Genomic DNA, 13294 nt, shown 5'->3' with positions numbered 1-13294 from the left:
GTTATAAACAAGATAAGAAAGTAAATAGAAGAGAGAGATAATAAACTTGTGTTTTGAAAATCCGATTATCAGTAATAAGGCGAGCTTTGGACATAATCGGGAGTGCTATAGAAAATGTTGAACCGTTTCGTTCTAGTGATCCTATAAGGACGATGAGAAATGTGATAAGTCAAAAAGCGTAAATATATCGATCATCTACTACTCACAATTCGACAAAATCGAAAAGTGATGTTAAGCATTGCTCTGATTATACTCAATTCCTTAACATTCCTTTCACAATCTCTTTTCACTTGAGTGTTCATAAATAGATAAAAGATGACATATTATATGGAAGAAACTAGAACATTAATAGTGACATCATTGAATTTCCTATAGTTAAAATAATATGTTGAATCGTATATAATATTTTTATAAACGTGCATGTGAAATGGAGGTGACGACGATGGAAAAAAGGATCGTACATATAGATATGGATTATTTCTATGCACAAGTGGAAGTGAGAGATAATCCTAAACTTAAAGGAAAGCCTGTCATTGTTGGGGGGCGGGCGAGTGGACGTGGTGTTGTGGCAACAGCGTCATATGAAGCGAGAGCAATGGGCGTACATTCGGCCATGCCAATGGCTCGTGCACACCAGCTGTGTCCAGATGGCTATTATATAACGCCAAGATTTGAGGTTTATCGAGCAGTTTCTCAACAGATTATGGAGATTTTCCATCGTTATACGTCATTAGTTGAACCATTATCACTCGATGAGGCGTATTTGGATATTACAGCCAGTGTGAATGCTGAACGTTCAGCCTCTCAAATTGCACAAATGATTCGACGTGATATATGGCAAGAAACGGGATTAACTTCAAGTGCGGGTGTGTCATATAATAAATTTTTGGCGAAGTTAGCGAGTGGGATGAACAAACCTAATGGCATTACAGTGATTACTTACCACAATGTGCATGATATCTTGATGAAACTGGATATTGGAGATTTTCCAGGTGTTGGGAAAGTATCTAAGGAAAAAATGCATGAATATGGTATTTACACAGGAGAAGATCTTTATCAAAAAAGTGAACGTGATCTTATTTACTTATTCGGAAAAAGAGGGAAATACTTATACGATAGAGTAAGAGGAAAAGATGAACGAGAGGTAAAAAGTGAACGCCAACGAAAAAGTGTCGGAGCAGAAAGAACATTTTCAGTTGATACGAATCAAGATGAAGAGATTTTGCGTAAAATTGAAATGTTGTGTGAAAAGATTGAAACGCGTTTAGAAAAACTGCAAAAAGCAGGGTATACAGTGACTGTAAAAATAAAAACCAATACTTTTGAAACGCATACGAAACAACAAAGCTTAAAAACGCCCGTTCAACAAGCACGAGATATTTATCAAATTGCGTATGATCTCTATTATCATGTAAAAGATCCAGATGTTCCTATTCGCCTTATAGGTGTCACGGTAGGTACTTTACAAGATGCTGCTTTCCGAAATATGACTATTTATGATTTTTTATAGGGCATCTTTATCGCGTAGTTTTTTACCATAAACGTTCAATACTGTTTGTAAGTCTGGATAGTGTTTGAGTAAGCGATACGTAATCATGGCACAAGCTTTGGCATCATTTAATGCATCGTGATGGCCACGGAAGTCCAAACCATAGAAGTCCATCATATGTTTTAAGCCATAACGATGTGAAGACACTGTGCGGCGTGCGAGTTGGCATGAGCAGAAATAGGTAAGGTCTGGCGTATCAAAATGAGCAGCCTTTAAGCTCGCATGTAAAACAGACATATCGAACGCTGCATTATGTGCAACAACTGGTAAATCGGTAATAAAATCCAACATATAAGGAAGTACCTCATTAAAAGCAGGTGCATGAAGCACATCGCTTTGCTGAATACCGTGAACTTGGATATTACGCTCAGAGAAGAAGTCATTTGGATTCACCAATGTATGAAAAGATTCGGTTAATTGATGGTTTACAATTTTAACCATTCCAACTGAACAAATACTCGTTCTTTTATAATTTGCTGTTTCAAAATCTAATGCGATAAAGCTATTTTGTGACATATGATCAACTCCGTGAAAGTGAAAATATATATAAGTAATTCTGCTATATGTATCAAAGTTTTAAAAAAGGGGAATCCTTTGAGGCCTAATATAAGATCTAATGAGAAAACATTAGCTGAATAGCATTGTAAAGACAATTACTACCCAGCTAAAGGTTCAAGTATACTAAGCTTCTTCGTTAAATGTGCGCGCTGCAAGTTCTTTTTCATATAAATATAATGTGTTTGAATCATCGCCGATACGTTTTAAGTAATCGATATGTGTTTCAAACATAGATTCTTCTTCAACTTGTTCATCTAAGAACCAATTTAAAAATGAGATCGTTGCATAATCTTTTTTATCGTTGGCAATTTCTGATAAGTTGTAGAATCTTTTTGTGACTTCTTGTTCTTGCTTTAAGCCATCTTCAAATGTTTGTAAAATAGAATCGAAATCTACTTTTGGTGCTTCTAAAGCTTTGAATTCAGCTTTTTCACCACGATCATTGATGTAGTCGTAAATCTTTTGTCCGTGGAAACGTTCTTCTTTTGCTTGTTCAATATAGAAGTTTGCAAAGCCATCATAAGAATTGTAGTCACAGTATGCGGCCATTGCCATATATGCATGTGCTGCGAAAAATTCATGGTTCATTTGGTCATTTAATGCATCGAGTAATTTTTTATCTAACATGTCATACCTCCTCATTATTCTTATATTTAGTTTACACAACCCTAACATGCGATTGCAATGAATATGTGGAAGGTGAGTTTTAATTTTCTAAATGAATGGCACATGGTATAATACAATAGGAAAAATGGAGGAGAAATCGAATGAGACAATGGACAGCGATTACTTTGGCGAAACTTGCAAGAAGAGCAAGTCGTGCCGTTGGTAAAAAAGGAACAGATTTACCTGGACAAGTTGCGAGAAGATTAGATTCAAATATTCTAAGAAACTTAGCAGCTAAAGTAGATGAAGTCGTATTTGTCAGTGGTACAAATGGGAAAACGACGACTTCTAACTTAATTGGCCATACACTAAAACAAAATGGTATCCCAATTATTCATAATAATGAAGGGGCGAATATGGCGGCAGGGATTACTTCTGCATTTATCGTACAATCAACCCCTAATACCAAAATAGCAGTGATAGAAATTGATGAAGGTTCGATACCACGTGTGTTAAAAGAGATGACACCAACTAAAATGGTCTTTACTAACTTCTTCAGAGATCAAATGGACCGTTTTGGTGAAATAGATATTATGGTCAACAATATTTTATCAGCAATTAGTGGTAAGGGCATTCAACTTATCTTAAATACAGATGATCCATTTGTTAGTCGCTTGAAAATCGCAAGTGATAACGTGACATATTATGGAATGGACACAGGCGCACATGAGTTTGAGCAATCAACTATGAATGAAAGTCGCTACTGCCCAAATTGTGGTGAACTACTTGAATATAGTCATATTCACTATAATCAATTGGGACATTATAGTTGTCAATGTGGATTTAAACGTCATGAACCAGATTATGAGGTATCATCTTTTGATGTAACGCCATTTTTAAATATGACTGTTAATGATGCCACATTTAATATGAAGATTGCTGGTGACTTCAATGCATACAATGCACTTGCAGCTTATGCGGTATTGAGAGAGTTAGGGCTTGATAATGCCGCAGTTCAAAAAGGTTTTGAAACATATACATCCGATAATGGACGTATGCAGTATTTCGAAAAAAATAAGAAAAAAGCATTAATCAACTTAGCTAAAAACCCAGCCGGTATGAATGCCTCAATGGCTATGGGAGATCAGTTAGAAGAAAGCAAAGTTTATTTATTTAGTTTAAATGACTTTCCTGCCGATGGTTGTGATACATCATGGATTTATGATGCAGATTTTGAAAAGTTACAACATCAAGAGATTGAAGCCATTGTTGTAACGGGAAATCGTGCAGAAGAATTACAATTGAGATTAAAACTTGCAGAAATCAATGTCCCAGTCATTGTTGAAAGAGATATTTATAAAGCAACAGCACTTACAATGGACTATCCAAGCATGACCGTTGCAATACCGAACTATACATCGCTAGCACCTATGTTGGATCAGTTAGAACGTTCTTTCAAGGAGGGACATGGACATGCATGAGTTAACAGTATTTCACTTTATGCCTGATAAATTGAACCTTTACAGTGATATCGGTAATATCATGGCATTAAAATATCGTGCCAAACAACGTAACATTCAAATCAATGTTGTCGATATCAATGAAACAGACGGCATCGACTTAAATGAAGCGGATATCTTCTTCATTGGTGGTGGTAGCGATCGTGAACAAGCAATTGCCACGAAGGAATTGACGAAGATTAAGTCAGAGTTAAAAGCAGCCATTGATGCAGGATTGCCTGGACTTGTTGTATGTGGTGGTTATCAATTTTTAGGTGAGAAATATATTACCGCAGATGGTAAAGAATTAGAAGGTCTGCATATTCTAGACTTTTATACAGAAGCCCAAACGGATCGACTCACGGGTGATATCGTCATTGAAAGTGAGCAATTCGGTACCATTGTTGGTTTTGAAAATCATGGCGGACGTACGTATCATTCATATCCAACACTAGGTCATGTCACATATGGTTACGGTAATAATGATAAAGATAAACAAGAGGGCATTCATTATAAAAACTTACTTGGAACATATTTACATGGTCCTGTATTGCCGAAAAATCATGAAATGACAGATTACCTCTTACGTGCTGCTGCAGAACGTAAAGGGATTCCTTTTGAACCAGAACATATTGATAACGTGGCAGAAGAACAAGCGAAACAAGTATTAGTAGATAGAGCGAATAAAGATAAAAAATAATATAAAGCAGCCCATATCCCTTTGTCGGGGATATGGGCTGTATTCGTAATTAATATCCTTAATTCCCAATCACTTCACGCGATAACGCAATAATAAAATGCGATAGATTAACAAGATTTCATAAATCGTATGACTTTTAATTTGGTTAATATCAAATTCATTTAAGCCTTTTACTGAGTTTTTCAAGGTTGAAGCAGATTTACGTTTGGGTTTAAATGTACCGCATTGGCTGATCTGATCAATACTCTGTGAAATATTAATAACAGCTTCCTTTTCTTCATCTGTAAATACCATCATGGCATCTTGGGGTAGATAGATGATATTTGATAGGTGTGTAAGGAGGAGGCGGTTTTCATGTGCACGATTGGTTAATTTACGAAGTCGCATCCAATCGTCGGAACGGTTTTTTGATTTATGATATTTTAATTCATCTCTTTGATAACCAAGTAATTCTTCAATACGTGTGTTGTTTGCGTGTAGTTTATCAACGAGTTTGTCACTTTTTGATGATTGGAAATGGCCGATTAATAATTCTTTCATACGCTCATCGAATAAGTAATAAATTTGTCGTTCTGAGGAAGTGATCAGTTCTTCAATTTGTTCGTAATATTTCGGTGGCAAGACCATAAAGTTTACGAGACCAGCTGTGACCAATCCGATAATGGCTGTTAACAGTCTTGAGAAAAAGTTGAACATATAATCATCGTGAATATCTGGGATCATTGCTAATGCAGTAAGTGTTGCAACAAGGATACCTGGGTGCAAGTTAAAACGAATACATAATACAATCGTTAATGTAGCTGTGAGACCATAAGCAAATGCGGATTCGTCGCCAAAAAAGTAAGTGGAAACAACGGCGATAAACGCGCCCATCACAGTGGCAGGTAATCGTTTATATCCTTTGTGAATGGATGCTTTGACAGTAGGTTCAATCGTGACAACTGCAGATAAAATTGCAAAGATAGGATTTAAGTTAAGTGATAGACAGAATAAAGCTGTTAAAAAAGTAGCCAATCCTGTTTTAATCGTACGGGCACCAATGACTTTTTTATACCATTTTAATTTCATGCGCATAACTCCTGATTTGTACTTACTTCTAGTATATCAAAAAAATTTTGTTATAATAAGTACGGTATAGAAAATAGAAAGGAAAGGGATAACGATGATAGTTAAAACGGATGAAGAACGTCAAGCATTGCTAGAAATAGGGGCAATCTGTGCGAAAGTTAGAGATACAATGCGCGAGGCAACAAAACCTGGTGTGACAACGAAAGAATTGGATCAAATCGCTAAAGAAATGTTCGAAGCAGAAGGCGCATTATCAGCACCGATTCATGATGAAAACTTCCCTGGTCAAACATGTATTAGTGTGAATGAGGAAGTGGCACATGGCATTCCAAGCAAACGTGTGATTCGTGAAGGAGATCTTGTAAATATTGACGTGTCAGCACTTAAAAATGGCTACTATGCAGATACTGGTATTTCATTTGTCGTTGGAGAAGCGGATGACCCAGTTAAACAACAAGTTTGTGATGTTGCTGAAGAGGCATTTGATGCGGCAATGACAAAAATCAAAGTGGGCAGTAAGTTAAGCCAAATCGGTAAAGCAGTGCATGCCACAGCACGTAAAAATGGCTTGAAAGTGATTAAAAACTTAACAGGTCATGGTGTGGGACAATCGTTACATGAAGCGCCTGCACATATTATGAACTATTTTGATCCAAATGATAAAACATTATTAAAAGAAGGTATGGTTTTAGCAGTTGAGCCGTTCATTTCTTCAAATGCGACTTTTGTAACTGAAGGTAAAAATGAATGGGCGTTTGAAACGTCTGATAAAAGTTATGTCGCACAAATTGAACATACTGTCATTGTGACAAAAGAAGGTCCTATCTTAACGACAAAGTTAGATGAATCAAACTAAGCTTCGGACTTTAGTCTTAAATTAAAATGGTTCCGTAGCCTATTACTTAGGTTGCGGAACTTTTTTATAATGGTATTAACAGATGAGGTGATACCGTTATGTTACAAATGATAAAAACATACATTGAACAATTCTTGAAAAAATGTTATCAACAAGGCATATATCAATACATGATGTCATTAGATCTTAAGTTACAGAACATCGAGGATACGATGCATTATATTCAACATAAAAAGGCGCAAGTACAATGTATGATTGATAAACGTATGTTAGAGTTAGAGAGTCAATATATTAATTTGGCAGATACACATCAATTTGATCATGTGGCGAATATTTATGATGAAACGTTAGAATTATTAAAAGAAGAATTGAATACAATAGAAAGTGAGTATGCACAACTCGAGAGTTACTATTCACAACTTGATGCAGATAAGGCATATACAAAGTTCGAATGTCGCTTGTTACGAACATTAGTGAATGCATACTAGAAAGGTGGAAATATGACTCAAAAATATATTTCGACTGAATTACTCATCCTTTTTACTGCATTGATGATTATCGCCAACTTTTATTATATCTTTTTTGAAAAGATTGGCTTTTTATTTGTGATTTTATTAGGTGGTATATTGATGTATGTCGGTTATATATATTTTCATAAAGTACGAGGACTCTTATGTTTTTGGATTGGTGCATTGATGATTGCATTTACACTGTTGTCCAATAAATATACACTCGTGATTTTATTTATATTTATGGTAATTGTCGCTTTCCGTTATATTAAATATAAGCGCCATCCATTATCTGTGATTGCGACAGATGATGATACGGTGACACACCCATCATTTTTAAAACAAAAGTGGTTTGGAGAGCAGAAAACACCAGTATATGTCTATAAATGGGAAGATTTGCAAATTCAACACGGTATTGGTGATGTACATATCGATATGGTAAAGGCTGCTAACTTGAAAGTACAAAATACGATTGTACTCCGACATTTAATTGGGAAGATACAAGTGATTGTGCCACTCAATTACCATGTGAATTTAAATGTTTCAGCATTTTATGGCACAGCTGTGATGGGGCAACAACGACAAAAAATTGAAAATTCCAATCTGACGCTGCATACAGATCAGAAACAAGATAGTTATACGGTCAATATTTATGCGTCGACGTTGATAGGTGACATAGAGGTGATTTTCCGATGAATCATTATATCCGGACGATTGGCTCTATGTTGATATTGGTTTATGCGATGTTTACCGTTTTTTTCTTTATCGATAAAGTGTTTGTGAATATTATATTTTTTCAAGGTATGTTATATAAACAAATATTTGGGATTCCAGTATTTTTATTTCTCAACCTTGTTGTCGTGTTTTTCTGTATTCTTGTGGGTAGTGTGATTGCTTATAAGATTAATCAGCAGTATGACTGGTTACAAGAACAAGTGGAACGTGCGATGCAAGGTGAAACAGTCGGTATCAATGATCATCAAATAGAATTGTATAATGAAACCATTTCACTCTATCAAAAGTTAGTACCATTGAATCAAGAATTGCATAAGTTGCGTATTAAGACGCAGAACTTAACCAATGAACAGTATAATATGAATGATTTAAAGGTAAAAAAGATTATTGAAGATGAACGACAACGCTTGGCACGAGAGTTGCATGACAGTGTATCACAACAGCTCTTTGCGGCGAGTTTGATGTTGTCGGCAATTAAAGAGACGCAACTTGAGCCACCGTTAGATCAACAGATTCCAACGCTAGAAAAGATGATACAAGAGTCACAATTAGAGATGCGTGCGTTGCTATTGCATCTGCGTCCAATTGGCTTAAAAGATAAGACACTCGGTGAAGGAATTAAGTCGTTAGTGACAGATTTACAACGAAAAGTGCCGATGAAGGTAATTTATGAAATTGATACGTTCGAAGTACCAAAAGGCATTGAAGATCACCTGTTTCGTATTACACAGGAAGCCATTTCTAATACGTTGAGACATGCGAATGGGACACAAGTGAGTGTGGAGTTATTAAATCGAGACGGGCATCTATTATTGCGCATACAAGATGATGGAATTGGATTTAATCCAGATGAAAAAATGGAACAAAGTTATGGTTTAAAAAATATGAGAGAGCGTGCAACAGAGATTGGCGCGACATTTCATATTGTATCGTTACCGAATGCAGGAACACGTATTGAAGTAAAAGCACCATTAGATAAGGAGGGGCAATATGACGATTAAAGTTTTGTTTGTAGATGATCATGAAATGGTTCGTATTGGTATTTCTAGTTATTTATCGACTCAGCCAGACATTGAAGTGGTCGGTGAGGGCGGTTCAGGTAGAGAAGCCATTGAAAAAGCACATGAATTAAAGCCTGATGTTATCTTGATGGACCTTGTGATGACAGATATGGATGGTGTGAAAGCGACAGCACAAATAAAAAAAGACCTACCAGCAATTAAAGTCGTAATGTTAACGAGCTACATAGAGGATAAAGAAGTCTATCGTGCCTTAGATGCGGGTGTGGATAGTTATATTCTTAAAACGACAAGTGCGAGTGATATTGCGTCTGCGATACGTAAGACAAGCCAAGGAGAGTCAGTATTTGAAGCGGAAGTCTTGGTTAAAATGCGTAACCGTATGAAGCAGCGTGCAGAATTATATGAGATGTTAACAGAAAGAGAGATGGAGATTCTTTTACTGATTGCAAAAGGATACTCCAATCAAGAAATTGCGAGTGCCTCACATATTACGATTAAAACCGTTAAAACTCATGTGAGTAATATTTTAAGTAAGTTGGAAGTACAAGACCGTACACAAGCGGTCATTTATGCTTTCCAACATGGTTTGATTGAATAAAAAAGCGAATGGTGCTGAGACATATTGCTCAGTTCCATTCGCTTTTATCGTTATGACTGTTGTGATAATCGCTCATAGCCATCATGAATGAGTTCCAACTCTCCAGTATGTGGTTCAATAACAAGTCCGTGTACGGGTACTTTGTTATCAAATAGTGGATGGTTATAAACCATTTGAATGCTATGACGGACACTATCATAAACATCATCAAATCCTTTTAAGAAATCAGTGACCTCAATGCCTGAGTATTGTAGCCATTCAAAGACTTCTTTCTTAATACCTCGCTCTTGCATTGTGGTCATCACTTCATCTACATTCAGACTCCCCATCCCACAATCTTTATGTCCCATAATAATAATTTCTTCTGCACCTAAAGCATAGATACCAACAAGGATGCTTCTCATCGTTGAACCATAGGGATGTGTAATCGTTGCGCCTGCATTTTTGACAACTTTCAAATCCCCATTGTTAAAACCGAGTGCTTTTGTTGATAAATCTTGTAAGCGTGTATCCATACATGTAACTAATACTGCTTTTTTGGCAGGTACCTTTGTTGCTGTGTATGCTTCATATTCTTTATTGGCAACAAAAGTTTGATTGTAGGTTAAAATATCTGCTAGTAATGTCATGGTGATTTCCTCCTAAGACAGGTATGTTGCTCTGATAGAAGGTGAGGTTGGAACAATGAGTTTGGGACACCGTTTAAACAGGTTGTGAGAGAAGCGGTTAGAAATTAGAGCAGAATTCGAGCGATGAGTAAAATCGCTTTTTGATTTTATCGAATCGTGAAATTCTGTCGAAAATTCTGCTTCTCGAACACTGACAATCGGTTTCCCAGAGCACAAATTTATTATGTCTCAACCTCAATTCTGTATTCAAGTAACATACACTTAATGATATGGGCTAATTAAGCATTATATGCATTAATCTTTTGTTGTTTTGATATGACGTGAATAGCCGTCATTATCACGTTCAACTTTTTCAGGTGCTGTATAATCAGTTGATGCTACTTCAGATTCGTGTTGTACGTTCTGTGATGATTTTGAAGATGCATCAGCGACTGCTTGACCTGTATTTGATGATTTTGATTGCGCATCATAATTATTGTATGACTCTGCAAGTTCTTGTTCATGTTCTGCTTCCAACTCATCGTAAGTTTGTTCTTCAGGTGTTTTACCTTTTACGACTTTGCGTTGGTAAATAATGGCATTAATCTCTGCACCAATGATTAAAATAAAACCAGTGATGTAAAGCCATAACATTAATACGATGACACCCCCGATACTACCGTATGTTTTAGAGTAGTTACCGAAGTTAGAAACATAATATCCGAATGCGAGTGTCCCTAAGATCCACACAACTGTTGAGAATAGGGCACCAGGCAATACAGATTTCAACTTGATTTTAACATTAGGTGCTGCAGTATATAACACAGTAAATGTGACAAAAATCGCAATAACAGGTAATGCGGTACGTATGATACTAAAAATCCAGCGTACTTGTTCATCGAGACCAAGTGGACCGAACAACAAGTTACCGATTTGTTCACCGAATGTAAAGAGTACCATTGTGAGTGGTAATGTCACACCAAGGATCAGTGTGAATGCTACAGCTAATGCTTTTGAAACGATAAAGTTACGACTATCTTCAACATCGTAAGCGACATTGAACGAGTTCATTAATGCTGTCATACCGTTTGAAGCTGTCCATAGTGCTAAAATCAAACCGATTGATAAAATACTACCGCTGGCATTTCCCATAATGTCATCAATGATAGATGTCACAATTGAAGCGGCATCAGCGGGTGCATTTTCAGAAATTTGATTCACAATTGTTTTACGGTCAATATTGAACAGTGGTACAAGTGATAGGATAAAGATCAACATTGGGAATAGTGACAGCATGAAATAATATGCAAGCTGTGCAGCTAATCCAGATGCATCATCCTTACTAATACGATAAATCAAATATTTAATAAAACTTGGTCTATCTTGATATTTGACTGGTTTGTTAATTCTTGAAACGAAAAATGTTTCATTATCTTTTGGGGCTTCTTTAGATTGGAAAGGTTGAGGCTTTACAAAGTGGCGATCTGATTCGATCTCACCTGTTGCATCTCCTTTACGATCAGGGTTGTTACCCGTTTCATCATCTTTATGATGGTCTAGTTTATCTTTAATCTTGTCCACAATGCCTTCAGATGATTCTTGTTTTTCTGACATGCTTTAACTCCTTTTTGATAGATAATGATGTTGCTGATGTGAATATGACACGAAAGATGACATGGTATAGACATATCAAAAGAGTGAGATAGCGGACTGGCAGTGAAAAATGTATCATATATATGTTTCTGCCAAAATGCCAACATCTCACTCTTAATCAATCTATCCTATCTATCTAAGATTACTTATGGCCGATTTGTTTGTTGTTTTTACGTGCCACTAATGTATCTTTTGCATCGATTAATGAACGTTCTAATTCTGGATTATTACGACGAATTTCTTCAAGTGTATCTTTCCAGTACATCACTTCATCAACAATTGAAGACACTTTTGATGGTTGACTTGAACGTTGACCATTTTTTACATTTTGAAATGATGTTTTTACAGAATGACGTGTGTTTTTATCGATTAAAGCAATAGCGCCTCCAAGTGTTGCGCCGATAAGAATACCTGGTACAAATTTGTTTTTCATTATGATTGGCTCCCTTCATTATTTACAATATAATCAATCAATTGATCACATGATGATTGTATCATGTCATACACACCCTCAAAGTTACCTGTATAGTAGGGATCAGGTACATCTGTATCTGATAAAGCACTAAATTCCAATAACTTGAATAGTTTTCCAGAAAGATGAGGGTTGATACGCTTTATATTATCCACATTGCTTTGATCCATTGCAATGATATAGTCAAAATCATCTTGCGCTGTGAATAATTCACTTATCATCCCATCAAAAGGAATACCATGCGTGTTAAGAATTTTTTGTGTTCCTTGATGAGGGGGTTGACCTAAATTCCAATCACCAGTACCTCTTGAAGTGACTTGGATTCCTGTAATATTGCGGTCTTTTAGGCGTTGACGCATAATCGCCTCTGCCATTGGAGAACGACAAATATTACCAAGACAAACAAATGCAACTGTTGTCATATGTTAAATCCTCCATATCATCGTTTATATGCCCATTTTATCGTGTTTCAAAACAATTCTAAAGAGATAATAGTAAAAATCTTTCAAAATATAACATGATAGTGAAGTGTAGATAGGCGTATCATGATTTCAAATAGTCAGGGGTTTTCATAGTATGAGTGCCATATCACATATAGAATAAGAGATTTCTATATAAATTATGTTAAAATATTGGAATGAAGGGGTGATAGAGATGGAAAAAGATATCGCAACGATGATTTTAGCGATTCGTGATCGTTTAAATTTAGTAAACCCAGGGCTGATTGACCCAGATTATTATTCAGATACGCATCATGAAGAAATAGAAGATATTTATACGTATGTTATGTCAAAAGACACATTCACGCCACAAGAAATGACAGGTATTACTGAGGCGTTAGGTGAACTACGACAATCATAA

Annotated in this window: 16 protein-coding genes; 9 read left to right on the top strand and 7 right to left on the bottom strand. The window is 36.1% G+C overall.

The window, feature by feature from the left end; all coding sequences use genetic code 11:
• Positions 1–442 precede the first annotated feature (442 nt).
• The gene (gene dinB, locus MUA88_RS07615) at positions 443–1510 is read left to right on the top strand and encodes a DNA polymerase IV (RefSeq protein WP_262605330.1); all 1068 of its coding nucleotides are present in this window, start codon (positions 443–445) and stop codon (positions 1508–1510) included.
• On the opposite strand, the gene MUA88_RS07610 is transcribed toward dinB, so the two are convergent.
• Both MUA88_RS07610 and ftnA read right to left on the bottom strand, forming a co-directional pair.
• On the bottom strand, positions 1505–2065 hold the full coding sequence (locus MUA88_RS07610; RefSeq protein ID WP_262603549.1) for a 3'-5' exonuclease: 561 nt from the start codon (positions 2063–2065) through the stop codon (positions 1505–1507). The genes dinB and MUA88_RS07610 overlap by 6 nt on opposite strands.
• 165 nt (positions 2066–2230) lie before the next feature.
• Positions 2231–2734, bottom strand: a complete 504-nt coding sequence (ftnA, locus tag MUA88_RS07605; protein ID WP_262603548.1) for an H-type ferritin FtnA — start codon at positions 2732–2734, stop codon at positions 2231–2233.
• Between the two features lie 140 nt (positions 2735–2874).
• Here ftnA and murT point away from each other — a divergent pair, with 140 nt between their 5' ends.
• Both murT and gatD read left to right on the top strand, forming a co-directional pair.
• Positions 2875–4194, top strand: a complete 1320-nt coding sequence (gene murT / locus MUA88_RS07600; protein WP_262603547.1) for a lipid II isoglutaminyl synthase subunit MurT — start codon at positions 2875–2877, stop codon at positions 4192–4194.
• Positions 4187–4912 carry a lipid II isoglutaminyl synthase subunit GatD gene (gene gatD, locus MUA88_RS07595; protein ID WP_262603546.1) on the top strand — a complete coding sequence of 242 codons (726 nt, stop codon included), beginning with the start codon at positions 4187–4189 and terminating at the stop codon, positions 4910–4912. Before murT ends, gatD begins: the two co-directional genes overlap by 8 nt.
• A 69-nt stretch (positions 4913–4981) precedes the next feature.
• Here the strand turns inward: gatD and MUA88_RS07590 are convergent, their stop codons facing one another.
• A complete protein-coding gene (locus MUA88_RS07590) occupies positions 4982–5980 on the bottom strand; it encodes an FUSC family protein (protein WP_262603545.1) in 999 nt (332 codons plus the stop codon).
• A gap of 94 nt (positions 5981–6074) precedes the next feature.
• Here MUA88_RS07590 and map point away from each other — a divergent pair, with 94 nt between their 5' ends.
• From map to vraR, 5 genes are all read left to right on the top strand, one after another.
• Positions 6075–6836, top strand: coding sequence for a type I methionyl aminopeptidase (gene map / locus MUA88_RS07585; RefSeq protein WP_262603544.1), 762 nt, complete (start codon positions 6075–6077; stop codon positions 6834–6836).
• 98 nt (positions 6837–6934) lie between these two features.
• Positions 6935–7324 (top strand): hypothetical protein, encoded by a 390-nt coding sequence (locus MUA88_RS07580; RefSeq protein ID WP_262603543.1) that lies wholly within the window; start codon positions 6935–6937, stop codon positions 7322–7324.
• Between the two features lie 12 nt (positions 7325–7336).
• Positions 7337–8041 (top strand): cell wall-active antibiotics response protein VraT, encoded by a 705-nt coding sequence (gene vraT, locus MUA88_RS07575; protein ID WP_262603542.1) that lies wholly within the window; start codon positions 7337–7339, stop codon positions 8039–8041.
• Positions 8038–9081, top strand: coding sequence for a sensor histidine kinase (locus MUA88_RS07570; RefSeq protein WP_262603541.1), 1044 nt, complete (start codon positions 8038–8040; stop codon positions 9079–9081). The genes vraT and MUA88_RS07570 overlap by 4 nt, the downstream gene beginning before the upstream one ends.
• The gene (gene vraR, locus MUA88_RS07565) at positions 9071–9700 is read left to right on the top strand and encodes a response regulator transcription factor VraR (protein ID WP_262605329.1); all 630 of its coding nucleotides are present in this window, start codon (positions 9071–9073) and stop codon (positions 9698–9700) included. The genes MUA88_RS07570 and vraR overlap by 11 nt, the downstream gene beginning before the upstream one ends.
• Positions 9701–9750: 50 nt before the next feature.
• On the opposite strand, the gene MUA88_RS07560 is transcribed toward vraR, so the two are convergent.
• The 4 genes from MUA88_RS07560 to MUA88_RS07545 form a co-directional block, all read right to left on the bottom strand.
• Positions 9751–10329 carry a beta-class carbonic anhydrase gene (locus MUA88_RS07560; RefSeq protein ID WP_262603539.1) on the bottom strand — a complete coding sequence of 193 codons (579 nt, stop codon included), beginning with the start codon at positions 10327–10329 and terminating at the stop codon, positions 9751–9753.
• 294 nt (positions 10330–10623) lie between these two features.
• Positions 10624–11922, bottom strand: coding sequence for a YihY/virulence factor BrkB family protein (locus MUA88_RS07555; RefSeq protein ID WP_262603538.1), 1299 nt, complete (start codon positions 11920–11922; stop codon positions 10624–10626).
• Between the two features lie 181 nt (positions 11923–12103).
• Positions 12104–12394 (bottom strand): YtxH domain-containing protein, encoded by a 291-nt coding sequence (locus MUA88_RS07550; protein WP_262603537.1) that lies wholly within the window; start codon positions 12392–12394, stop codon positions 12104–12106.
• Positions 12394–12855: a low molecular weight protein-tyrosine-phosphatase gene (locus MUA88_RS07545; protein WP_262603536.1), complete on the bottom strand. Its 462-nt coding sequence runs from the start codon at positions 12853–12855 to the stop codon at positions 12394–12396. The genes MUA88_RS07550 and MUA88_RS07545 overlap by 1 nt, the downstream gene beginning before the upstream one ends.
• A gap of 232 nt (positions 12856–13087) precedes the next feature.
• Between MUA88_RS07545 and MUA88_RS07540 the strand changes: the two genes are divergently transcribed.
• Positions 13088–13294 carry a DUF1128 family protein gene (locus MUA88_RS07540; RefSeq protein WP_262605142.1) on the top strand — a complete coding sequence of 69 codons (207 nt, stop codon included), beginning with the start codon at positions 13088–13090 and terminating at the stop codon, positions 13292–13294.

It is taken from the genome of Staphylococcus sp. IVB6240 (assembly GCF_025558425.1).
Taxonomy (GTDB): Bacteria; Bacillota; Bacilli; order Staphylococcales; family Staphylococcaceae; genus Staphylococcus.
The sequence above is the reverse complement of the archived record's forward strand: the minus strand, read 5'-3'. Positions and strand labels throughout refer to the sequence as shown.